The following is a 24,609-nucleotide window of genomic DNA, read 5'->3' as shown; positions in this document are numbered from 1 at the left end:
TTTTGCCATCTATGAAGAATAAGGGTAAAGGGAAGAAGTCACCAGGACAGATGAGTTTACCTTGGGACAAGCAACCAGTAACAGAAAGTACTGAAGTGCATGAAGTAGCAGAAAAATTTATTGGTGCTAACGAGTTTAAGCCCCAGTAACAGGTATCGGAATTCTGAAATGCTGATTCTACCCTACAAAAGGGAGCTGCAATAAATATTCACATAACCCGGAAAGGCTTAAATGTTACAGTTTACAACTCTCGATGCGAGAGAAGACATTGCGTCTGTTACCCAAATCCCCGAAGCCCAACCGAGCTCAAACTCAATGGACTTTCTCCAACTAGCCCTCATGGGTAAGTGTGCCACTGGGGCGCTAGTGTCAAATGTGCCTTCTGAGTAGCTGATCCATTCTTTATTCAAAATCCATCCTCTTCTCCACCCGACCTTATCACCAAACTTATTCCAAGCTTCTTCGTAGTATTTGCCGTCCGCCTTACCGCCGACGCCCAAGTAAATTTTCTTTTGTACGCTGAAACCAAATTTCCCATTGCTGTATTTTACCCACAATTGGTCAATTTTGCGGAGGTCGGTGCAAGGAAAATTTAAGAGTTCATCTGTGCTGAACCAGCCGCCGTCTTTCTTACCCACAGCCTGCATCATCATTAGATAAGTTTCTATGTCAGCTTCTTTCCACTTGTGTGCTGCCAGTAAATCGCGCAGTTTGGTGTAGTCGATGCCTTTTTCTGAGGCAAGGTCATTTGTCTTAATAAGTTTAGGGCTTGTTTCTGGTGGTTTAGGCTGAATTGTAGGTCTTGTTCCTGGCTTTAGCCCTGTAATGCCCCAAATCAACTGCCCCATCGGGTCAGGTTGCGAAGAACGGAAATCAACCCACATTAAACCTTGGAGAAATAAAGGAAGTTGTGGCTCTGTTGGAGCATCCGATAAAAGTACCGGAATGACTGGACATTTTCTATTCACAAATTGCCGCAAAAACGCATTAATTTCTTGACTTTGCCAAGGGCCAAATCCTGAACTCCCTACAAAAATAGCTACTGCTCCAATTTGGTTTATCTGCTGCTCTAATGAATCCTGCCAAGAAAAACCAGGGCGTAATTCCCAAATATCTAACCAGGGTTCAAGTTCGCGTTGCTTTAGTTGTTCGGCAACTTGGATGACCGCAGGCTTATCCTTACTGTTGTGGCAAAGAAAAACATCGAATTTTTCCATTGGTTACTCTTCCACTCCTGCAATTACCGCCAACGCCTTCGCATACTTTTCCAAACCATTACGCAAAGCTTCCAACTCACTTCGCAACTTCGGTTCCTCTGACCAATTCTGCTCATGTTCCTTGGGACTCAAACCCAAAGGTCGTTTCGCTTCCCAAGCTTGCAATAAAGGATGCCATTTAGCCAAAAATGGTCTTAACCCATTATTCAACACTGCGATCGCAATTCCCCCCACAGAATTACGAGAACCCCCCACATTAGGCCCGGCTACTTTAAGAACTTCGCGGGTAATTCCAAATAAACTATAGAGAGAGTTCAACGCTTCCCGTACCAACCCTTGGTCAACTTCCAATGATTGCACAGCAATGCGGGTAACAAGTTCCACATACAGCGACCAAGCTGCTTTACGTTCTGTTATGTCAACTTTCCAAGACATCGAACCAATGCCAAAAGGCAGACTTACAGATACAGTCTCTAAGGAAACGCGATCGCGCATAAGTGTAGTAAGCAAATTTAACTAATTCTTTGTGATTATTATAGTAATTATTAAATGAATACCCAAATTGGAAGTAAGACCAAAGCCACTGTCTGGGTGGTGGAAAACGGCAAAATGCGATCGCGTTTAGACCATCTCACCACTGAGGAACCTTTAGAAATTCGCCTTGTCCCTCTCCAGAAAACGATAGCTGTTACTATGCGGACACCGGGAGCGGATTTTGAACTAGCTGCTGGTTTCCTCTACGGTGAAGGAGTCGTTAGCCGCAGGGAAGATATCAGACGTATTAGCTACTGTGTGGATGAATTAGTAGATGGTGAGCAAAGCTACAACATCGTGAATGTGGAATTGAGAGATGGGCTGATTCCAGACTTACAGCCTTTGGAGCGTCATTTCTACACTAATAGCGCCTGCGGAGTTTGTGGTAAAGCTAGTCTTGAAGCCTTGCGTCTAAGAGTTTGTCCAGTGATTCCTTCAGGTTTCAAAGTAACACCTGAGATTATTTACAGTCTACCAGACAAGCTCCGGGCGGCTCAAGGTATCTTCACTGTTACAGGAGGTTTGCACGCTGCGGCTACCTTCGATGCTCAAGGACAATTGTTAAATCTGCGAGAAGATGTTGGACGTCACAATGCTTTGGATAAATTAATCGGTTCAGCGTTGCTCAGTGATCAGTTACCTTTGAATAATCAGATTGTTTTGGTTAGCGGACGCTCTAGTTTTGAGATTTTACAAAAGTCTACAACTGCTGGGGTTCCTATTGTCTGTTCTGTTTCTGCTCCTAGTAGTTTGGCGGTGTCCGTCGCTAAAGAATTCGGAATTACTTTAATTGGATTTCTACGCGGGAAACGATTCAATGTCTACACTGGGTGGGATAGAATACACACTGCTTAAAAAAATTATAATTAATGTAAAGAATAAAAATTAATTTCACAAATGGATAATAGATATGACAGATTTTCAAATCAGGGGAATCAACCACATAGCTTTGGTATGTAAGGACATGGCAATCACCGTGGACTTTTACAGCAACACTTTGGGCTTAAAGTTAATCAAAACCATTGCCTTACCAGATGGTGGGCAACACTTCTTTTTTGATATTGGTAATGGGGATGCCTTGGCTTTTTTCTGGTTTCCCTCGGCACCTAAAGCCGCACCGGGGATTGCGTCTATGAGAGTTGATGGCTTTCAGACTGGCAATATAACTACCGCTCATGGCTCATTAAACCATTTGGCATTTAACGTTCCACTAGAAAAAATTGAGGAATACAGAGAAAAACTGGTCGCTAAAGGTGTGAAAGTGACGCCTGTATTACATCATTCAGATGTTCCCTCAGGGTTTGTTCCAGAACTTGACGAAAGTACATTTATTTCCTCAATTTATTTTTTCGATCCTGATGGCATTTCGCTAGAGTTTGCTGCTAATGTACGCTCTTTGGGTGATCCTGTGCGGGATCTTCACCATCAACCAGCCACAGCGACTAGTATAGCCAACTAGTATAGGAAGGCACAGATAAGTCCGAGCGGAGGCTTCCGACGCTCTCTACGAGACGCTGCACTTCGGCCTTTCGGCAAGGCTCAGTAAGCACGCAAACGCGGACTTACTAACGCTGCGCTATCCAATCGGAACTTCAGAGAGGCAGCAAGTAGGAGGCTGATCTTTGCCAGCTGCAAAACCTGTATTTGGAAAAACAATATTTTAGTAAGGTGATATTTAGCAAATATGGTTTTCCAGTATACTGATGCGATGGTAGCGATCGCATCGACTAATTTTAAGAATTTGGTGAGTTTCTATACCAAATTGCTAGGAGAAAACCCAGCATCATTGATTCCAAATATCTATGCTGAGTTTCATTTAGCTAGTTTGCGATTAAGTATTTTTCAACCGAAAAAAACACACGAATCTGAATTTGAAACAAGCCACAAAAGTAAGATAAGTTTGTGTTTAGAGGTGAGCAACTTGGAAGATGCGATCGCCCACCTAACCGCTTTAGGTTATTTCCCACCTGGAAACATTTCCATTGCTGACCACGGCAGAGAAATTTATGCTTACGATCCCGATGGCAATCGTCTGATTTTACATCAAGCCAAAGAGGAGTGATAATTGATAAGTAATAATGAATAATTTTATTTAAAAAGCACTATGGCTATAACTCAAAATTATAGATTAAACCTGATTCAATGGTATCCAGGTCACATTGCCAAAGCTGAAAAGAAGCTCAAAGAACAGCTGAAGCGGGTAGATGTGGTGTTTGAAGTCCGAGATACCCGGATTCCCTTAGCGACTCACCATCCCCAAATAGCTGAGTGGGTGGAAGGTAAAGCACGGGTGTTAATCCTTAACCGAGTCGATATGATTACGCCGCAAATGCGATCGCTCTGGACAGATTGGTTTAAACGTCAGGGAGAAGTCCCTTATTTTACTAACGCTCAACATGGTAAAGGTATAGCAGAAGTGGCACGGGCAGCGCAAGCCGCCGGGGTAGAACTTAATCAAAGAAGAAGCGATCGCGGGATGTTACCTCGTCCCGTCCGAGCTGTAGTGATTGGTTTTCCTAATGTCGGTAAATCAGCTTTGATTAACCGTCTGTTGGGACGGCGAGTAGTAGAAAGTGCAGCTCGTCCTGGGGTAACTCGCCAACTACGCTGGGTGCGGATTTCCGAACATTTGGAATTATTAGATGCTCCTGGTGTCATTCCGATCAGATTGGAAGACCAAGAAGCAGCATTGAAATTAGCCATTTGTGATGATATTGGTGAAGCATCTTACGATAATCAGCTAGTAGCAGCAGCTCTAGTGGATTTATTGAACTACTTGGAAGTTGTAGCTACAGATTTGTTACCGAAAAAACCATTACAGTCTCGTTACCAACTTGATTCTATATCCGACACCGGAGATGTCTATTTGCACGCCTTGGCAGAGCATCGTTACAAAGGGGATGTAGAGCGAGCTGCAAGGCAACTTCTAACAGATTTTCGCAAGGGGTTGTTAGGTGAGATTAGTTTAGAATTACCGCCTAATTGAGAAAGTAGGAGATGGTCAGTGAGCTTGTCGAAGTGCAGCCTCTCGTAGAGAAGTGCAGGAGAAATTATAGTAGTATTTGCTACACTCAGTTTTGGGAATGCAGTTAACAGTGTTATAAAGAAAAGGTGAAGGTTAATGTGTAGGGTATGACTCACATCAGAGTTTCTTGTACCTCTAGCTTCGATGGATCGTATCACACTCATGACTGAACTCACATTACGGCTGCAAGAGAGAGATATCGAAACAGCGATCGCAGTTGACCAAGATGTATTCACAATTGGTCGTTTGCCGGAATGCAACTTGTACTTACCTTTTGCTGGAGTATCCCGTCACCATGCTCGCCTTGTAAAAACAGCTGACGGTGCGTGGACTATTGAAGATATGGGCAGCAAAAACGGCACACAAGTAAATAGATATCTTGTTAGCTCTCCCCAAGAGTTACATCACGGCGATATCGTTTCTCTAGGCAATGTTAGCCTGTTAGTGCTACTTACAAATCCTACTTCACAATCGACACCTGAGCATCCCGGAACTTCGGACATTAATGAGCAAAGAACAATCCTTCACAATGTCGAACAACTGCAACAGCAATGGATTGCAGCTGATAGCAAGGATGGCAACATCAATAATAAGGACAAAACCATTGCCCGTCTCAAAGACTTAGTGGACATAGCCAAAAATCTCTGTGCTGCGGCATCTATTGAAGAAATTTTTTCTCAAGTACAACAAGTGGTTTTTCGTTACCTTGATAGCATCGAACGCTTGGCATTATTAATTGATGTCAATAGTTCCGGCCAGTTGGAGTTAGTGAATGCTGCCACTAAAAACGTTTCTCAACAGAAACATCTCCCCTCTGATGGTAGTTGGATTAGTCGTAGTATCTGTCAAAAGGTATTTGACGAAAAAGTTGTGATTCAAACTGCTGATACTCATCAGGATGAACGGTTTGCTAGTGAACAGAGTATTTTAGTTAAAGGCATTCGTAGCGCGATGGCAGTGCCTTTATGGGATGAAAATAAAGTTGTGGGCGTATTATACGCCGATGCCAATCTTTCTTCTTACCATTGGGCAAATGAAGGCGAGGAAGAACTGAGCTTCTTTTCAGCTTTAGCAAACCTTGTAGCTTCTAGTGTACAGCGTTGGTTGTTAGTTGAGAAACTCAAAACTGAAGAGATGATTCGACACCGATTAGAACGCTATCATTCTCCAGCAGTTGTACAGCAGTTGATATCTTTAGGCGCATTGCCAGGTGGTCGTTTAGCTCCCGTTGAGAGCGAAATCAGTATTGTGTTTGCAGATTTGGTTGGCTTTACGGCAATTTCGGAACAGTTAACACCAACTGCGATCGCTCAACTATTAAACAATTTATTTGAAGAGATGCTAAAAGAAGTGTTTACTTACGGCGGCACTTTAGATAAGTATATTGGCGATTGTATTATGGCATTTTTTGGCGCTCCAGAACCGCAAGCAGATCACGCCGATCGCGCTGTTGCTGCTGCCAAAGGAATGCTCAATCGTCTCGAACATCTGAATGCCAATGGGTTTTGGCACGAACCTCTACAATTACGGATTGCGATTAACAGTGGTAAGGCTGTTGTGGGAGATGTTGGTAGTTCCCAGAGGGTAGATTATACGGCATTAGGTGCGACGATTAATCTTGCGGCTCGGATGGAAGCAGTTTGTCCCCCTAGCGAATGCGTGATTAGTGAAGCTACCCATAAAATGCTTTCAGAACCCTCCGACTTCGAGGAAATGGGAGATTATCGTTTTAAAGGTATTGAGCGATTAGTAAAGGTTTATCAGACACAATTGCAACCAATGCCAACAATTATTAATCCAATTATTAATCTTTAGTTATTGGGCATAATGGAGAATAGAAAAAAATCACTAATTATGAATTACGTTACGGATTTCCAAATAAAAAATATCTAACTATTTCTTGTGGGCTGGGTGTCTCACCCGCCCCATTAGTGTCAACTTAAAGTTAAAGAACAATTGTCAATAAGTCATCCTACTCAAAAGGTTGCTGAAATCAACTAATTTGATTTAATCTTGCGATCACTTTTCTCTTGAGTAGTGATGGTGTATCCGTCCCCTTTATAGGGATCGCACTTTTGAAAGTTGGTAACAACTTTCTAGAAGTTCAATAATTTCAGTAGCTCTTTAGTCAATACGGTTCGGTTAAGCCCAAAAAATAAAAATGTGTAGGTTGGGTTGAGGAACGAAACCCAACATTTTGCGGCGTTTGTTGGGTTTCGCAAAGCTTCAACCCAACCTACAATATTCTTAACCGAACCGTATTGGCTCTTTAGTTACGTTTAGCCAAGAAGAAATATTACAGAGAAGGTTTGTATATATTTATAACAAATTAAGTAAATAAGCTTAGAAGTTCTGGTATATTCTCGGTGTTCTAGAAAAACTATGATTATGCAAAATAATTGGAGGTGATCAAGACTTAAGTTTTTAGTTTTTAGAGCGAATCAATTTATAAAAAGTGGGAGATGCTTAACCCTAATATCAGTTGATTTTTGTGTCTTCTATAGGTTAATAATTACTACAGCAATAGTACCAAAGCTATTATTTGGCTGATCCTACTTAATTTTGAGATGAAGTTGAATAGCTTCATGCTAAATTTAGCTGACCATGCCAGCGCGAAAAATTTGCTCTGCGGTCAAATTCAACTCTGGAAAAGTTGGCGACTGAATACGATCATCTCGTCGAAATTTACTAACACGATACTCACCTTCTTCTAAACAGCAAACCAAAATAGTAGGTTGTTTGGGCTTGCCAATAAATTCCCTACCGCCCAATGCGGCATAATCAATAATCCAGTATTCAGGAATTCCCATTTGTTCATAATCAGCGTATTTTTTCAGATAATCATCACGCCAATTGGTACTTACCACCTCAATTACTAAAGGAATTGATGCTACTTGAGTAACAGTTGATTCTTTTTTCCACAGAGGTTCATTAACTAAATTAGGCTGATTTAGGATCAGGACATCTGGGGAATAAGCAGATTCGTTCTCAACTGGTTTAACAAATACTGTTTTGGGGATGAAATAACGAAGATTTAAGCGACTATATTCTAAAGTGATTTTTGTGGCTAAAAATCCAATCACCTCTTCATGGTCGCCTGTAGGTGGTGGCATCTCAATTATTACTCCATCATATAGTTCGTAACGTTGTCCTGTGTTATCTGGATATTTAGCAACGAATTCATCAAACGTAACTACTTTGCGTAAGACTTGAGTCATGACTTGATTCCTCAATTGTGCAAATTCTAGCAACTTTACTCGTATTTAACTCACCAAGATTAATACTTGTTGATTGGTATACTTTAATTCAATTTAAATTGCAAAATCGTAATATTAAGCAACTAATGCTTGGTTAAAAGACTAAAATTTGGGTGGTGGCTTCCAGAATTGATTTGTGTAACACTAGAAAGCCTAACCGAAGCTATTCTTTAACGGGAGGTCAGGTAATGGCGATCGCCACCATTAATCCCGCCACTGGGGAAACGCTCAAAACCTTTGAGCCACTAAACGATGTAGAAATTGCCGCTAAACTCGATTTGGCTAATCAGGCTTTTGAACAGTATCGCCAGACGAGTTTTTTCACGCGATCGCACGCTCTTCAAAAGGCTGCTGATATTTTAGAGCAAGACAAAGCAGAATTTGCTAAGTTGATGACTCTGGAAATGGGCAAGCCATTTAAAGCAGCGATCGCTGAAGTCGAAAAATGCGCTGGCGTCTGTCGCTATTATGCTGAACACGCCCCTGGTTTCTTAGCTGATGTTTCTGTAAAAACTGATGCTAGCCATAGTTTTGTTCGCTACCAACCAATGGGTGCAATCCTCGCAGTGATGCCGTGGAATTTCCCCTTCTGGCAAGTGTTCCGCTTTGCTGCACCCGCATTGATGGCGGGGAATGTCGGCTTACTCAAACACGCTTCCAATGTGCCGCAGTGCGCCTTGGCAATTGAAGATATTATCCGCCGCGCCGGGTTTCCTGAAGGTGCTTTTCAAACTTTGTTGATCGGCGCTGCTAAAGTTGCCGATTTAATGGCTGATGATCGAGTAAAAGCTGCCACTTTGACCGGAAGCGAACCAGCAGGTGCATCCCTCGCCGCCGCCGCTGGTAAACAAATTAAAAAAACCGTTTTGGAATTGGGAGGAAGTGACCCATTTATTGTGTTAGCAAGTGCTGACTTAGAGACAGCAGTTGTCACAGCAACTACAGCGCGGATGTTGAATAACGGGCAATCATGTATTGCAGCGAAACGTTTTATTATCGCAGAGGCGATCGCCGACAAATTTGAAAAATTGCTTTTAGAAAAATTCGAGGCGCTGAAAGTAGGCGATCCCATGCAACCAGATACCGATTTAGGTCCACTGGCAACTCCTGGTATTCTTCAGGACTTAGATCAACAAGTGCAGAATGCCATCAGCAGCGGTGGTAAAGTCCTCACCGGTGGACATCCTTTATCAGATCGTCCAGGTAACTTTTATCCACCCACGATTATTAAAGATATCCCACCTAACACACCAATTGCTAAAGAAGAATTTTTTGGTCCAGTAGCCTTATTATTTCGCGTTCCCGATATTGATGCTGCCATTAAACTCGCCAATGACATACCCTTTGGCTTAGGTGCAAGTGCTTGGACAACCAACAACCAAGAATGCGATCGCTTGGTTGAGGAAATCGAAGCAGGTGCAGTGTTTATCAACAGTATGGTCAAATCAGATCCCCGCTTGCCCTTTGGCGGCATCAAGCGTTCTGGATATGGCAGAGAATTGAGTATCCAGGGTATACATGAGTTTGTCAACCTTAAAACCGTGTGGGTTAAATGATTAGTCATTAGTCATTGGTCATTGGTCAAAGAACAAACAACAAAGGACAAATGACTAATGACAAAGAATAAAAGTCTTATTCGTTAATAGAGTTGTCGGGAAATAAAATGAATACAGCAGAGTTATTGGTGCAGTGCCTAGAAAATGAAGGAGTGCAATATATTTTTGGACTCCCTGGCGAAGAGAACTTACACGTTTTGGAAGCGCTAAAACATTCTTCAATTAAATTTATTACGACTCGTCATGAACAAGGTGCAGCATTCATGGCCGATGTCTACGGACGACTCACAGGAAAAGCCGGAGTGTGTCTTTCGACGCTTGGACCTGGTGCAACCAACTTGATGACTGGAGTGGCAGATGCTAACCTCGATGGTGCGCCCTTAGTGGCGATTACCGGTCAAGTGGGAACAGATCGAATGCACATTGAATCCCATCAATATTTAGATTTGGTGGCAATGTTTGCACCTGTTACCAAGTGGAATAAACAGATTGTGCGACCGAGTATTACACCAGAAGTAGTGCGGAAAGCCTTTAAGCTATCGCAATCGGAAAAACCTGGTGCAGTTCACATCGATTTACCAGAAAATATTGCAGCCATGCCCGTCGAAGGCAAACCTTTGCGTAAGGATAGTAGCGAAAAAACCTATGCATCTTTTGCGAGCATTCGGGCAGCCGCCGCCGCAATTTGCCAAGCAGTTAACCCATTAATCTTAGTCGGAAATGGAGCAATTCGCGCTCATGCTAGTGATGCAGTCACGCAATTTGCCACCTTACTAAATATACCTGTTGCCAATACCTTCATGGGTAAAGGCATAATTCCCTACACCCATCAATTAGCTTTGTGGTCAGTAGGATTACAGCAAAGAGATTATATTACCTGTGGCTTTGATAACACAGATTTAGTAATTGCGATCGGCTATGATTTGATTGAGTTTTCCCCGAAAAAATGGAATCGTAATGGTGAAATTCCCATTGTGCATATTGGGGTAAGTCCGTCGGAAATTGATAGTAGTTATATTCCTAATGCCGAAGTAATTGGAGATATTTCCGATTCCCTCTATGAAATCTTAAAATTAGCAGACCGACAAGGTAAACCCGATCCCTTTGGCATCAGCTTAAGGGCAGATATTCGCGCAGATTATGAACAGTATGCCCATGATGATGAATTTCCCATCAAGCCGCAAAAGTTAATTTATGACTTACGGCAAGTGATGGGACCAGATGATATCGTCATCTCGGATGTTGGCGCACATAAAATGTGGATGGCTCGTCATTATCATTGCCATAGTCCCAATACTTGCATAATTTCCAACGGTTTCGCGGCTATGGGTATTGCTATTCCTGGCGCTTTAGCAGCAAAACTTGTTCATCCCAACCGCACAGTTGTGGCTGTAACAGGCGATGGCGGCTTTATGATGAATTCTCAGGAATTAGAAACAGCCTTGCGTGTCGGTACGCCCTTTGTCACCATAATTTTCAATGATGTTGGCTATGGGTTAATTGAGTGGAAGCAAGAAAATCATTTTGGCAAAGGAAACTCATCCTTTGTACATTTCAGTAATCCTGATTTTGTCAAATACGCCGAAAGTATGGGTTTAAAAGGCTACCGAGTTGAATCGACTCTAGATTTGATTCCCACACTTAAAGAAGCCCTCGCTCAAGATGTACCAGCCGTGATAGATTGTCCCGTAGATTATCGGGAGAATCACCGCTTTAGTCAAAAAGCCGGCGAGTTGAGTTGTGGGGTGTAAAAAATATTGTAGAGACGCGATTAATCGCGTCTCTCAGGAGTTAGGAGTTATTTATTCCTAACTCCTTATTAATTTCTACTCCTTTAGCCTTTAGCGTAACGCACCGCTTTATTTGACTTAATTTATAGATATTAGGACTTACGCATTGACAGGAAATACCAAATATGAACAAGGTTAAAAACCACATCTTCCGTAGGGGTTTAGCATGCTAAACCCCTACAGCATGGCCTATTTACGATCAAAAGATAATTAAAAAAAGCCTGAAACAACCTATTTTCGTTAACGCACATCACGATGAATTTATACAGTGCGTAAGTCCTAGACTGGTCAACAAAGTTCTGAGGTTCATTCACGAAGCTCAAAGGTTCATCCAAATGATGGCGCGTAGGCGTAGCCCGTCGTAGATATCGCTTCGGGTAGCCCCAGAATATATTAAAGTCAAGTCAGCACTTGAACTTGCGAAGGTAGCGAGGCGATCGCAAGAATGTTAAAATTGCTTCTCTACGAGATGCTACCGCGATCGCAATGACAAGTATTCAACTGCACATGATATCAAAGACTCGTCAACGAGTATCAAAGGCTCATCTGTCGTTCTTGTTCTGCTAAACGTTGCTCTAACTCTTTTTTCTTTTTCTCGAAAATCTCATTAATGCGTTTCTCTGATTCTACTTGTCGTTGAGCGCCTTGATTGCCAAGAACTGAACCCACAAAACCGCCAAAATTACCTCCGATTACGTTACCTAAAACGACACCGCCAACAGCTGCTACTGTTGACTCTTGGTTTGCAACTTTTCTTTCTCCTAGAACTTCTTTGGTTGCTTCTTCCTGAATTTCGATAAAAATTCTTCATACAACAAGAAAAATTTACTCATTCTATTGTTAATTTTTGTAAATTTGATGTCTTCAAGACTAGAAACCTGATATTTACATAGCTAAACTAACAAACAGTGCATCTGTACTGTTAATTATTAAAAGTAGATGTGGCACTGTAGCCTGAATGATCCCAGTACAACTTATCCTCAAAAACTTTCTTAGTTACCGTGATGCAACTTTAGATTTTCGTGGTTTGCATACGGCTTGTATTTGTGGTTCCAATGGTGCGGGTAAATCTTCCCTTCTGGAAGCAATCACTTGGGCAATTTGGGGTGAAAGCCGCGCTACTGCTGAAGATGATGTGATCTATTCTGGCGCGAAAGAAGTTCGGGTTGATTTTACTTTCCAAAGTAACCAGCAAAAATATCGGGTGATTCGCACTCGAATTCGGGCAGCTACGAGCGTCCTGGAATTTCAAATAGAAATACCGTCTGGTTTTCGCTCACTCACTGGCAAAGGGGTAAGAGCGACACAGGATTTGATTTTAGAACACATCAAGCTTGATTACGATACTTTTATTAATTCTGCCTACTTACGTCAAGGTCGTGCGGATGAATTCATGCTCAAGCGCCCCGCAGAACGCAAAGAAATTTTAGCGGAGTTGTTGAAACTCAATCAGTATGATGATTTGGAAGAACGGGCAAAGGAATCTTCTCGTCAGTTCAAAGCACAGACAATAGAGCTAGAGCGTTCTTTGGAGTCGATAAAAATTCAGCTGCAACAACGCGAGACAACCAAAACGCAAAGAATCGAGTTAGAAGCCGAACTCAACCAACTGCAACAGGTGCAAGCTTTTGATAATATTCAATTACAAAGTTTGCAAGTTGTCCAGCACCAGCGCCAAAATTGGGAAGAACAACTCGGCTTTGTGAAACAGCAATATCAAAATCTTACTCAAGATTGCGATCGCCTCCAACAAGAACAATTAGCTATTGGCTCTCAGCGATCAGATTTAGAAAAAATATTACACCAAGAAGTTGAGATTAAAGCTGGATACGCTCAATATCAAAGTCTACAATCTCAAGAAGAAGCCTTTGCTGTCAAATTTGAAGAATATACCCGCGCCGGGCAGACTCGCCAACAAAAGCAACAACAACTTACCAGACAAATTCACGAAATCGAACGGCAACTGCAACAAGCTCAAGCCCAAATCGAAGCTTTGCAGCAACAAGAGCGCGACATTCAGCAAACTCTGACTAAATCAGGTGAAGTGGAAGCAGCTTTGTCACAATTGGGCGCAGCGCGTCACCATGTTGCTCGCCTAGATCAACTGCAAATGCAAGTTTCTCCCTTGTTGCAACAACGAGCAACTTTACAAAGCCAACTTGATCGCACTCATGCTGGTTTAGTAGCGCGACTCGAACAACTCCAAAGTACTGAGAATCAATTGCAACGCCAGCAGCGACGCCAACCGCAATTGCAACAAGCGGTGATGGATGTGGGAATCCAGATTGATGAACTGGAAAAAAAGCGGGTTTATCTGCAACGAGTCCAGGAAAAAGGGCAAGAAAGGCGTCACTTTATTGAACGTCTGCAAGCTCACCAACGAGACTATGAAAAACTGCTGGGAGAATTAGAGCAAAAATTGCAAATGCTCCAAAATCCTGAAGCACGTTGTCCATTATGTGAACATCCTTTAGACGAACATCACTGGAACCGCGTGGTAGAAAAAACCCAGGCTGAGTTAGAGGATACTCAAGGGCAGTTTTGGGTAGTCAGAGAACAAATGGCTGTGTCAGACAGAGAGATTCAGGTACTTAGGCAGGAATATCGGGAAATTTCCCAACAGTTGGCGGGTTACGATGGTTTACGCGAACAACGGGGACAGTTGGCAGCACAGTTAGAAGCTACAACTGATGTCCAACAACAGTTACAACAAATTGCCGCCGAAAAACAGCATTTAGAGCGATCGCTCCAAACTGGTGATTACGCTCCCGATAAACAAGCCGAACTCCAGCAGCTAAATCAATATCTGCAACAAGTTAATTATAATGAACAAGACCACGCCCTGGCTCGGAGCGAAGTTGAGCGGTGGCGATGGGCAGAAATTAAACAGGGGCAGATTAAAGATGCAACTAAGCGACAAACGCAACTATTAGCCCGAAAACCAGAACTTCAGTCCCAAATTGCCCAATTACAAACCAGAATCCAACAGGATCAGACTGATTCGGAATGTGCTAAACAAATTGCGGCTCTTGAGCGTCACATTGCCGAAATTGGCTACAGTTCCGAGCAGCACAACAATCTACGGATGGCTGTAAAAAAAGCTCAATCTTGGCATTTGCGGTATCAACAACTACTATCAGCCCAGCAGCAATATCCCCAACTCCAGACGAGATTACAAGAGTTAGAGGAATCTAGAAGTGCCAGATTAACGGAGCGGCAAAAACTTGGCGGACAAATCGAAAGCATTATTCAGCAACTCCAAGCAACATCTAACCCATCTGCCCAAATTCAAGCTTTAGAGCAGCAGATTGTCATCCGCAGACGGCAACTTGATGAGCAAATTGCCAAGTTAGGGCGTTTAGAACAGCTGGCGCATCAACTGGAAACGCTGCAAATTCAGTATGAACAACAGCAGCAGCAACTCCAATCTTGTAAGCAAGAATATCGGGTTTATCAGGAATTAGCGCAAGCTTTTGGTAAAAATGGCATCCAAGCACTGATGATTGAGAATGTGTTGCCGCAACTGGAAGCCGAAACAAATCAGCTACTTTCGCGGCTGAGTGGTAATCAGTTTCATGTCCAATTTATTACTCAAAAAGCTGGGCGCGGTGCGAAATCAACTAAGAAAAATGCCAAGTTGATCGACACCTTGGATATTTTAATCGCCGATTCTAGAGGAACGCGATCTTATGAAACTTATTCTGGTGGAGAAGCCTTTAGAATTAACTTTGCCATCCGTTTAGCCTTGGCGAAATTATTAGCGCAACGGGCGGGGGCGGCGTTGCAATTGTTAATTGTAGATGAAGGTTTTGGTACACAGGATGCTGAAGGATGCGATCGCTTGATTGCCGCGATTAATGCGATCGCTTCCGATTTTGCCTGCATCCTCACTGTCACCCATATGCCCCACCTCAAAGAAGCTTTCCAAGCCAGGATTGAAGTGAATAAAACTCAGGAAGGTTCACAGTTGAGTTTGTCAATTTAAACAATTCGCGTAATTCCCCACATATCTAGGTCATTAACACGCCAATGAAGAGTGCTGAGTTTCGTTAGCGATCGCGGGGCGTTTAGCCCGTGTTGAGTGCTAAATTGAAAGAAAGTCCGCCCACTAGGGGCGGGGCTTTTACCGAGTGCGAAAGTACTTAATACTTTCCTTCTTACTCAGCACTCAGCACTCAGCACTCAGCACTCTTTACTCAGCACTGAGTTTGTTATCCCATTACCTCTGCTGTTTTCTGCTTATCCAACTTGAGAATCAACACTCCCAAAGGTGGTAGACACAAATCCAGGGAATAGGGACGACTATGCAATGACCAATTATCTGTCCACTTACCGCCTAAGTTCCCCATATTGCTGCCGCCATACTTACGTGCATCACTATTGAACAACTCAGTATAAAATCCCTTTTCCGGTAAACCGATGCGGTAGTGAGAATGGGGTTGCGGTGTGAAATTACAAACCACGATCGCAAAATCATCAGAATCCTTGTCACGGCGGATAAAGGAAACTACACTATGACGGTTGTCGCTACAATCAATCCACTCAAACCCCTCTTGGGCAAAATCCTGGGTATACAAAACTGGTTCAGAACGGTAGAGATGGTTCAAATCGTGGAAAAACGTTTTTAACTGTTGGTGGCCTTCATGCTGCAATAAATGCCACTCCAAATCTGCCCAAGCATTCCACTCACTCCACTGTCCAAACTCCATGCTCATAAACATGGTTTTCTTACCTGGGTGAGCAAACATATAGCTAAATAAACAACGCACATTCGCTAACTTCTGCCATGTATCCCCCGGCATTTTACCGATAATATTCTTCTTGCCATGCACCACTTCATCGTGAGACAGAGCCAGCATAAAGTTCTCACTGTGGTTGTACCACATACTAAAGGTGATATTGTTTTGGTGGAATTGACGGAACCAAGGGTCCATGCTGAAATAATCCAGCATATCGTGCATCCACCCCATATCCCATTTCAAGTTAAAGCCCAGTCCGCCTGTGTAGGTCGGCCAAGACACCATTGGCCAAGAAGTAGATTCTTCAGCAATTGAGAGAATACCGGGGAAATAGCTAAATATGATGTGATTTACCTGACGCACAAAATCTGCTGCTTCGAGGTTTTCTCTACCGCCGTACTTATTGGGCAGCCATTCTCCTGGCTTGCGGCAATAATCGTTATAGATCATCGAGGCCACAGCATCGACACGAATCCCGTCAATGTGGTACTTGTCAAACCAGAAGAGGGCATTTGCTGCTAAAAAATTACTGACTTCATGACGACTGTAGTTGAACACTAAAGTACCCCATTCTTTATGTTCGCCTTTGCGGGGGTCAGAGTGTTCGTACAAGTGGCTACCATCAAAGAAAGCTAAACCATGTCCATCTTTAGGAAAGTGACCGGGAACCCAATCTACAATTACCCCGATATTATTTTCGTGACATTTGTCAACAAAATACATGAAATCTTCGGGGCTGCCAAAACGGGAGGTAGGGGCATAATAGCCAGTTACTTGATAACCCCAAGAACCATCAAAGGGATGCTCTGCGATCGGTAGCAATTCTAAATGGGTGTATCCTAATTCTTTGACGTATGGAATAAGTTGATCTGCTAGTTCCCGGTAGGTAAGGAAGCGTGCGCCCGGCTTCAGTTCGGAAACGATAACTACGGGTTCAGTTTCACCATTGGGGAGTTTAGCTGGTTCGGCACTGGAAGCGTGTAACCAAGAGCCTAAATGCACTTCGTAGACTGAGACTGGTTGAGCAAGGGGGTCAGTGCGACGCCGTTTTGCCATCCAGTCTTCATCACTCCAACTATAAGTATTTAAATCAGTAACAATGGATGCCGTTTTTGGGCGCGGTTCTTGCTGGAAACCATAGGGATCGGACTTTTCGTAAATATGTCCTTCAAAATTTTTGATTTCATATTTGTAATGCTCTCCCACACCTATTTCAGGAATAAACAATTCCCAAACGCCCGTGCGTCCTTTACGCATCTGGTTTTTACGTCCATCCCAGAGGTTGAAATCTCCCAACAATGAAACATTACGGGCGTTGGGTGCCCAAACTGCAAAATAAACGCCTTTAATACCGTCTATTTCCGTGGGGTGCGCTCCCAGTTTTTCATAGATGCGATGATGGTTGCCTTCAGCAAACAAATGCAAGTCAAAGTCTGTTAAGCCGGGAGAGCGGAAAGCATAAGGGTCATAGATGACACGCTCATGTTCCCCTTCTTTAATCCGTAACTGGTAGTTTGCCAGTTCTGCGGTTTCAATCGTGCATTCAAAAAAGTGAGGATTATGCACTGTTTGCATTGGGTATTCCTTCCGTTGTTCAGGAATAACTACCCATGCGGCACTTGCATTTGGTAGGTAGGCTCGCACAGCCCAGACAGTTTTGCCATCTTGTTCTATGGGATGAGAACCTAGTATTTCAAAGGGATCGTTATGCTGATTCCAAACGATACGGTCAACCTGTTCAGGGGCAATCGTGGTCATGGACATGAAGCTACCTAAGTGAAATAACGTGATTGACTGAATCTACTTTTTTAATATTTATACATATTCTTTACATTTATTTGCAATTTTGCCGCTACCGTTATCGTACATCAGAATTGGGCATTGGGAATGGGACAAAACAGTTCCGAGTTAAGAGTTCCGAGTGCTGAGTAAAGAAATGAGATTCTCCACTCAGCACTCAGCACTCCTGAAGGGCATTGGGGAAAGCTTTTGACTTTTGCTCTTTGAGTAATTTATCAAAGATTTAAAAATGGGAAAAACTGAAGTAAGGTTTTACGTATACGAAGCAAAAAAATCTGTTCTCGAATTTTTGGGTCTAGTTTTCGTGGCGGAGCTTCTTGTAGCTGCGCTTCTAATTGGGCGTATTCGGCAGCTGTGAGAAATTTGCCATCAATAGGCGATCGCGCTTCTATGATAATCTGTGTCCGTAATATCTCTTCTGGTATATCCTCTGGTAGCGGTAACGCTATTACCGCAGATCTCCAATAGCTACTTAAGACAATCAACGTCGCACTAGTCGCAATTAAGCCCAGTAATTTTATTGCCTTAATCGCTTCAACTCTCCCCATCTCCTGAGCTACGTTCACAACGCAGAATAAAAATCTGTTTTTTCCATGCCCCATGCCCCATTCGCAAAGTTACAAATTTTCCCAATAAAAATCTGGCAATATCAATAAACATTACTAGGTCTTCCCTGATACGGAATAGACTACAGGAAATGCTCAAGAGCAATTGCCAGCGATCGTAATAAATTAGTTTTGCCCTCTCAAAACTCAATAGTCTAAGCCATTGTAAATACCAAATGAGGGAAATACTTGGTTCAAAAGATGGCTTAAGATTTAGAGAACTCAACTCGCTTTAACTTGGAACAAGGTTCGGTTTGGCGAGAATTTCCGATAGACACTTGGTTGCGAATTGAATTTTTATCACCAGTGTCCTCTACTTGCTACCCTACTTAGCTGATGTTTTAGCAAACTTTAAGCTCTCATACACCATAAATTAAACTAAAGCTGAAGATGCCTGATTAAGGAGTAGCTGGTGTAGTAGGCACAGGGGTAGAGCCAACAGGAGGTGCATCAGTTGGTTCACCTGTAGCAGCTGGAGTAGTAGTACCAGTACCACCACCACCTTCACAGGCTCCGAGAATTGCAGCCAGACTTAACATTAGAGCCAAACCAAAGATTTTTGTTTTCATAACTCCTCTTTCACCAATTAATTGTGGCTAGAACAATTTTCCGCCTGTTGAATACGATACCGTATTTATTGCTTTTTTTAAATGTTCTAAGATTACATACTAAAAAAAACAATCCTTTGGAGTATTCTTTTTCGGATTAGATATCATATAGCCATCTGATTAGTTTCTTTTCACTAGAAGCAAAACGGAAAATATCAAAATTTTCTGGCAAACCGAGCTACCATAGCAAAAAATTTTATTTTTTTTACAGAGTATTGCACCTTGCTGCCAGCGTTGCCATACTTTAGGTGCGATACCCAAAGGGCAAACTGGACAGTTTCTAATCGCTGATTGCAAACATTGCAATATCTAGGGGATGCAAACATCGGTACAGCTACCTATCAGAACAGTTAAAAGGGTGTAGTCTGTTATGTGTGCTTGTTACACAGAAAGGAATTTTAACCTAAACAAAAACAGACAATCAGGACAATCAATCTAAACTACAGTATTTCCCATCTAAAAAAACTTATGGTAGTTGCTCGTAAATCGGCTGTTTCTCCGAGGGGTAATTGGTTCCGGCGAGATTCCATCCTTTCTTTAGGGACGCGAAACTCTGCCCGTCGGAAGTCAGCAGCGCGGAGTGGTTCTACACCCTCTGCCCAAACCACACCAACATCCTCTCAAAAACAACATTCCTCGAAAAATTTCAGTGAGCAGTCGAGTCGGACTCAGAAGAGTCCGGGGGGAGGTTTTCTTCGCCTTCCCACAGTGTCTAATTCTGGAGTGACACCTTTGTGGTTGCTGCGCTTGTACACTTTTCATCGTTATTCGTCAGTTTTGGCATTCTTGTTAGTAGTAGCGACACTTGCAGCTTATGGCTGGACGGTATATTCCCAACAGCTTTGGAGTCAGTCATATAGCAGACTACAAAAGCTCCAACGTCATGAGCGACTACTAACGACAACCAACGCGACGCTGACAAATAAAATGGCTGAAGAAGCAGAACAACCAACGACAGGGCTAGTATCGCCAACTCCTCAAGGGATGATTTTCTTGCCTCCAGCACCTCATAGTCTTAAGCCAGCCTCTTCTAACACAACGCCAAATTCTGAAATGCAACAGCAAACATCGTGGCCGTTGGGAGGATACTAAGTAACAATTCGTAATTTTGGAAGGTTAAATTTCATCTGAGCTTTCAGGCTTTTATCTGTAGCGTGATTTTAGAGAATTAATATCAGGTCAAGGGTCAATAGTCATTGGTCATTAGGACTCAGACTTGTGGCAAATGACAAATGACAAAGAACAAAGGACGAACCGAATGCAGAAGTCACCAAGCAAAACAAAATTCAGAAAGTTTCGGAATCCAGCGTTTGCAAGGCGACAGAAGGGTTCTAAACAAGGGTTGTTAGGAACACTAGACTCTAATATCCCAGACCAAATATCGAACAAATCGAACCATAAGTCTCGACTATTCATCGTATGGGGCTTACTAATGGCAGCAGGGTTGGGGTTGGCTGTCAACTTGTATAATCTGCAAATTGTCAGGGGACTAAAGTTAACCCAGAAGGCGCGAAACCAGCAAATGGTAAATTTGCGCCCTTTTATGCCCCGTCGCCCGGTGGTCGATCGCAATACTAATTTATTGGCGATTGACCGTCCTGTGTATACTTTGTACGCTCATCCCAAGCTATTTGATAAGTCTAATGAGGAGATGGCAGAGCGTCTTTCGTCAATATTGGCGAAAGATACTACTGAATTAGTGAAAACTTTTCAACGTAAAAAAAGTGGGATTATACTCGCCCCAGCCTTGCCGGAAGAAATGATTGATCGCGTCATCTCTTTACGCTTAAATGGCTTGGAGTGGATTCAAAAATACTCCCGATTTTACCCGCCAGACGATTTAGTTGCTGACGTGGTAGGCTACGTGAATCTTGACCGTCGTGGTCAAGCAGGTGTGGAATACTCTCAAGAGAAGTTGCTAGAACGTCCTGTGCAAACTGTGCGGCTCAGTCGTTCGGGTAACGGAGACTTGAGGCCGGATTATGCGCCCGAAGGTTTTTTGCATTTTGATGATTTGCGACTGCAACTCACTATTGATAGCCGTCTGCAACGAATTGCCCGCGTTGCGCTCAAACAACAAATGGAGAAGTTTGACGCTAAACGTGGGGCGGTAATTGTCATGGATGCATTGGATGGTTCTCTACTCGCCCTGGTTTCTCAGCCTACTTATAATCCTAATGAATATTCTAAGGCTAATATTTCGCTGTTCAAAAACTGGACCGTGGCGGATCTTTATGAACCGGGATCAACTTTCAAACCTTTGAATGTGGCGATCGCTCTGGAAAATGGCGTCATCAAACCAGATGATGTATTTAATGACTCCGGTTCTATTCAAGTCGCTAACTACACCATCCAAAATGCGATGAAAAATGGTAATGGGCGAATTAACATTGCTCAGATTTTGCAATATTCTAGCAACATTGGCATGGTGCAAATTATCCAACGCTTAAAGCCTTCAATCTACTACAACTGGCTAGAACGCTTGGGACTAGGACAAAAAGTTGATACAGATTTACCTTTTGAAGTTGGTGGGCGGCTCAAAAGTCAAGAAGAATTTATCGCTTCGCCAATTGAAGCAGCTACTACTTCCTTTGGCCAAGGCTTTTCGATGACACCGTTACAGCTAGTGCAAATGCACGGTGCTTTAGCCAATGGCGGTAAGTTGGTTACACCCCATGTCGTTCGGGGGCTGATTGATACCAAAGGGCAGATGCATGATTCACCCACTCGCACCATCCCCCGCCAAATTTTCTCAGCCGCCACAGCCCAAAAGGTTGTGGAAATGATGGAAACTGTTGTTACTGAAGGCAGCGGGAAGGCGGCACAAATTCCGGGATATCGGATTGCTGGCAAAACTGGTACTGCTCAAAAAGCAAGTCCGAATGGTGGCTACATTAAGGGTGCTAGAATGACCAGCTTTGTAGCTATTTTGCCAGTGGAATCTCCTCGCTATGTAGTGTTCGCGCTGGTGGATGAGCCAAAAGGAGAAAGTGCCTATGGTTCTACTGTCGCCGCGCCAATTGTGAAATCGGTAATCGAAGCGCTGATTCCTCTTGAGGAGATTCCGCCAAGTAAGGCAACTGAGCAACATTCGGAAGCGCCGTAGGGGGCAGGGGGCAGGAGAAGTGGAGTTAAAAGACTCGTCAGTGAGTATCAAAGACTTATTCCCAATGCCCAATGCCCAGCGTTCTTCTAGATTTAATCTTTTCTTTATAACCAGGGAAAGAGGTACAGAAATCAACTCCTGTGAAAAACTATTATTAGAGGTGAAACTCATTTCTCACTTTTGCAAAGCTACCGAATATTCCATGCAAAGTAATTTAGTTATGTTTCCTAGCGCTGAAGCTGGGAAAATGAGTACACAAACAGAAAAAAGAACGCTTACCAAGTACGAGCGTGCTGAAGAGGAATTTGTAAAACTTCTGGCAACGGAGGATTTGGACAATAAACTCGATGTAGAACCGGCAAGAGCTAGTGAGTTTGAACAGACGCTTTCATTGGCAATTAGCGCGGCTTATAGAAACGATCGCTCCGATGAACAGGCTCACCGTTTTCTTCAGAGGATACTTTACCGAATTAATCGGCTAAAGCTGTTTTGGTACGACGATTTGCGGCATTATACCAATGAGCGATCACTTTACTTGTACTCATGCCGTGACCAAATTGAAGATGCTTGGCAAAAGTGGGAACTTGCCCAAATAGATGTGGCCGCACTGCAAAAACTAGATGTCAAACAAGCGCTAATTGAGCGTGCATCTGCTGATTTAGAGCCGCCCTTGTCGAAGGATAGCCGCTACATCCGTGAGGAAATGACGGAAGCAGGCTATTGCCACCTGCTAGCGATCGCTTCCTTTGATGGCTTAGTCGAAGGTAGTCGTCTCTCCCGGATTTTGGGTGGTACGGCTAATGAAGTGCAGTGTACGCTAGTGCGCGTACTACTAGAAGAATATGGCAACGGTCGTTTATCTCGCAAGCACTCGACATTTTTTGCCCAGATGCTGGCTGAATTTGGAATGAACACTAAACCAGAAGGATACTTCGATTTAGTACCTTGGGAAGTGCTGGCTTGTGGTAATCATAACTTTCTAACGACTGAGCGCAAGCGTTATTTCCTGCGTTACAATGGGGCGCTGACATATTTTGAGGTGGCTGGGCCTGCGGCTTACAGCAATTATTTAGCGGCGGCACAACGGCTGGACCTCTCAGAGGCGGCGATGGGTTATTGGGAACTGCACATTAAGGAAGATGAACGCCACGGACGTTGGATGGTAGATGATGTCGCTTTGCCTTTGGCAGAACAGTATCCCGATCAGGCATGGGAATTGGTACTTGGGTATGATCAGGAGAAACTAATGGGCGATCGCGCGGCGACGGCTGTAATGCGATCAATACGCGAAGCAGAACAAGCTGCTTTAGTCTGATTATAAATCCCAAAAATTAGCAAGTTACTGTTTAACATTTTGATTTGGTATCTCTAAGGCATTTTATTGCTAATTCGTCTGCAACCGATTTCTTGAGCTATAAATTTCTTACTAAAGAAACATTTATCTGTTGCCTTATATTAAGGCAATAAACGATTTTTTTTCCGAGTTAATAATACATTGCCTTTGAGCTATAGTCAAATGAAAGACATATTTTTTTGCCCTGAAGAATCTAATTTCTACTCAAACTGCCTAGAAAACTTTGTTCTCAGAGATTGTAAAAATTCCGAATCTGTTGTTGAGTTTGGTTCAGGGGATGGCAGCCCCGTTATTAACTCATTACTGAGAAACAAGTTTGATAGTGTGATCCAGGGATTTGAATTAAACACTTCTGCATGGAAAGTTGCAAATTCAAACATTGATGAATACAATCTCACTAACAAATATGTAATTCATAATTCATCTTTGTTTAATTATTCTCAAACCGATGCAGAGTATCTTATAGCCAATCCGCCGTATCTCCCTGCGCCAGATAACGATATTTGTATGCCACTCTTATTTGGAGGTGTAGATGGAGCCACAGTTACCAATGAGCTTTTGTCGTTAGGTTATGAAAATGTGTTGGTTTTACTATCAAGCTATTCTAATCCAACAAGTACACTTAATTTAGCCAAAGAAAATGATTATTGTGTTGACAAATTCATGGTTTTACCTTTGCAATTCGGCTACTATAGCTCTGAACCCAAGGTAAAGAAACACATAGAAAATCTTCAAAAACACAAAATGGCGTTTTATTCTGGTAATTATTATTTTCTAGCTGGTGTTTTATTTAAAAAATGCCAGGAGTCTGTAACTGACTTGTCTAATGAATTAGCTCAGGTAATGACTAGTTTGTGAAAATCCAGAACAACAGCTAGTGACATACTCCTACACTGATGCAACGCATACAGTGTAGGCTTCCAAGACAATCCGGCTATTGCTTAGGAGGCTCTTGGCTTTAAGAACGGAATGCCCTGCCGCTCTATTCTTCACGTTAATTGCTGCATTATGATCGCGG

The 24,609-nt window shown here is 42.9% G+C and carries 20 protein-coding genes and 1 pseudogene; 13 read left to right on the top strand and 8 right to left on the bottom strand.

The features are described from left to right. Positions 1–2 precede the first annotated feature (2 nt). On the top strand, positions 3–149 hold the full coding sequence (locus ACEW80_RS06025) for a hypothetical protein (protein ID WP_373525720.1): 147 nt from the start codon (positions 3–5) through the stop codon (positions 147–149). 78 nt (positions 150–227) lie between these two features. Here ACEW80_RS06025 and ACEW80_RS06020 read toward each other — a convergent pair whose 3' ends face one another. Beyond that, positions 228–1,217, bottom strand: a complete 990-nt coding sequence (locus tag ACEW80_RS06020; protein ID WP_373525719.1) for a GUN4 domain-containing protein — start codon at positions 1,215–1,217, stop codon at positions 228–230. A 3-nt stretch (positions 1,218–1,220) separates the two neighbouring features. Next, positions 1,221–1,712, bottom strand: coding sequence for a hypothetical protein (locus ACEW80_RS06015; protein ID WP_373525738.1), 492 nt, complete (start codon positions 1,710–1,712; stop codon positions 1,221–1,223). 54 nt (positions 1,713–1,766) lie between these two features. Here ACEW80_RS06015 and fdhD point away from each other — a divergent pair, with 54 nt between their 5' ends. From fdhD to ACEW80_RS05990, 5 genes are all read left to right on the top strand, one after another. Continuing rightward, a complete protein-coding gene (gene fdhD, locus ACEW80_RS06010) occupies positions 1,767–2,606 on the top strand; it encodes a formate dehydrogenase accessory sulfurtransferase FdhD (RefSeq protein WP_373525718.1) in 840 nt (279 codons plus the stop codon). A gap of 55 nt (positions 2,607–2,661) precedes the next feature. Then, entirely contained in the window at positions 2,662–3,210 is a 549-nt protein-coding gene (locus ACEW80_RS06005) for a VOC family protein (RefSeq protein ID WP_373525717.1), read from the top strand. 225 nt (positions 3,211–3,435) lie between these two features. Beyond that, positions 3,436–3,813 (top strand): VOC family protein, encoded by a 378-nt coding sequence (locus ACEW80_RS06000; RefSeq protein ID WP_373525716.1) that lies wholly within the window; start codon positions 3,436–3,438, stop codon positions 3,811–3,813. A 42-nt stretch (positions 3,814–3,855) separates the two neighbouring features. Further along, positions 3,856–4,737, top strand: coding sequence for a ribosome biogenesis GTPase YlqF (ylqF, locus tag ACEW80_RS05995; RefSeq protein WP_373525715.1), 882 nt, complete (start codon positions 3,856–3,858; stop codon positions 4,735–4,737). Positions 4,738–4,938: 201 nt separating this feature from the next. Further along, positions 4,939–6,591 (top strand): adenylate/guanylate cyclase domain-containing protein, encoded by a 1,653-nt coding sequence (locus ACEW80_RS05990; protein WP_373525714.1) that lies wholly within the window; start codon positions 4,939–4,941, stop codon positions 6,589–6,591. Positions 6,592–7,370: 779 nt separating this feature from the next. Here the strand turns inward: ACEW80_RS05990 and ACEW80_RS05985 are convergent. After that, positions 7,371–7,994, bottom strand: coding sequence for a Uma2 family endonuclease (locus ACEW80_RS05985; protein ID WP_373525713.1), 624 nt, complete (start codon positions 7,992–7,994; stop codon positions 7,371–7,373). 227 nt (positions 7,995–8,221) lie between these two features. Here ACEW80_RS05985 and ACEW80_RS05980 point away from each other — a divergent pair, with 227 nt between their 5' ends. Together ACEW80_RS05980 and ACEW80_RS05975 are read left to right on the top strand one after the other, a co-directional pair. Further along, complete coding sequence (locus ACEW80_RS05980; protein ID WP_373525737.1) at positions 8,222–9,589, top strand: NAD-dependent succinate-semialdehyde dehydrogenase; 1,368 nt, start codon at positions 8,222–8,224, stop codon at positions 9,587–9,589. Positions 9,590–9,696: 107 nt separating this feature from the next. Next, positions 9,697–11,340, top strand: a complete 1,644-nt coding sequence (locus ACEW80_RS05975) for an acetolactate synthase large subunit (protein WP_373525712.1) — start codon at positions 9,697–9,699, stop codon at positions 11,338–11,340. 573 nt (positions 11,341–11,913) lie between these two features. Here ACEW80_RS05975 and ACEW80_RS05970 read toward each other — a convergent pair. Next, a complete protein-coding gene (locus ACEW80_RS05970; protein WP_373525711.1) occupies positions 11,914–12,048 on the bottom strand; it encodes a hypothetical protein in 135 nt (44 codons plus the stop codon). Positions 12,049–12,337: 289 nt separating this feature from the next. Between ACEW80_RS05970 and sbcC the strand changes: the two genes are divergently transcribed. After that, positions 12,338–15,364: an exonuclease subunit SbcC gene (sbcC, locus tag ACEW80_RS05965; RefSeq protein ID WP_373525710.1), complete on the top strand. Its 3,027-nt coding sequence runs from the start codon at positions 12,338–12,340 to the stop codon at positions 15,362–15,364. Between the two features lie 226 nt (positions 15,365–15,590). Here the strand turns inward: sbcC and glgB are convergent, their stop codons facing one another. The 3 genes from glgB to ACEW80_RS05950 all read right to left on the bottom strand — a co-directional run bounded on the left by glgB (position 15,591) and on the right by ACEW80_RS05950 (position 19,092). Beyond that, positions 15,591–17,882, bottom strand: a complete 2,292-nt coding sequence (gene glgB / locus ACEW80_RS05960) for a 1,4-alpha-glucan branching enzyme (RefSeq protein ID WP_373525709.1) — start codon at positions 17,880–17,882, stop codon at positions 15,591–15,593. Between the two features lie 251 nt (positions 17,883–18,133). Next, positions 18,134–18,466, bottom strand: a complete 333-nt coding sequence (locus ACEW80_RS05955; protein WP_373525736.1) for a hypothetical protein — start codon at positions 18,464–18,466, stop codon at positions 18,134–18,136. A 455-nt stretch (positions 18,467–18,921) separates the two neighbouring features. Further along, positions 18,922–19,092: a hypothetical protein gene (locus ACEW80_RS05950; protein WP_373525708.1), complete on the bottom strand. Its 171-nt coding sequence runs from the start codon at positions 19,090–19,092 to the stop codon at positions 18,922–18,924. Positions 19,093–19,599: 507 nt separating this feature from the next. Between ACEW80_RS05950 and ACEW80_RS05945 the strand changes: the two genes are divergently transcribed. The 4 genes from ACEW80_RS05945 to ACEW80_RS05930 all read left to right on the top strand — a co-directional run bounded on the left by ACEW80_RS05945 (position 19,600) and on the right by ACEW80_RS05930 (position 24,449). Beyond that, positions 19,600–20,223, top strand: a complete 624-nt coding sequence (locus ACEW80_RS05945) for a hypothetical protein (protein WP_373525707.1) — start codon at positions 19,600–19,602, stop codon at positions 20,221–20,223. A gap of 166 nt (positions 20,224–20,389) precedes the next feature. Continuing rightward, positions 20,390–22,237, top strand: a complete 1,848-nt coding sequence (locus ACEW80_RS05940; protein ID WP_373525735.1) for a peptidoglycan D,D-transpeptidase FtsI family protein — start codon at positions 20,390–20,392, stop codon at positions 22,235–22,237. A gap of 202 nt (positions 22,238–22,439) precedes the next feature. After that, the gene (locus ACEW80_RS05935; protein WP_373525734.1) at positions 22,440–23,552 is read left to right on the top strand and encodes an iron-containing redox enzyme family protein; all 1,113 of its coding nucleotides are present in this window, start codon (positions 22,440–22,442) and stop codon (positions 23,550–23,552) included. A gap of 201 nt (positions 23,553–23,753) precedes the next feature. Continuing rightward, entirely contained in the window at positions 23,754–24,449 is a 696-nt protein-coding gene (locus tag ACEW80_RS05930; RefSeq protein WP_373525706.1) for an SAM-dependent methyltransferase, read from the top strand. A gap of 30 nt (positions 24,450–24,479) precedes the next feature. On the opposite strand, the pseudogene ACEW80_RS05925 reads toward ACEW80_RS05930, so the two are convergent. Continuing rightward, positions 24,480–24,609: pseudogene (locus ACEW80_RS05925) on the bottom strand (RNA-guided endonuclease TnpB family protein); the annotation flags it as partial.

The sequence above is a fragment of the Nostoc sp. genome (assembly GCF_041747015.1).
Taxonomy (GTDB): domain Bacteria; phylum Cyanobacteriota; class Cyanobacteriia; order Cyanobacteriales; family Nostocaceae; genus Nostoc.
Note: the sequence above shows the minus strand (reverse complement) of the source record. Positions and strands in the feature narration are given on the sequence as shown.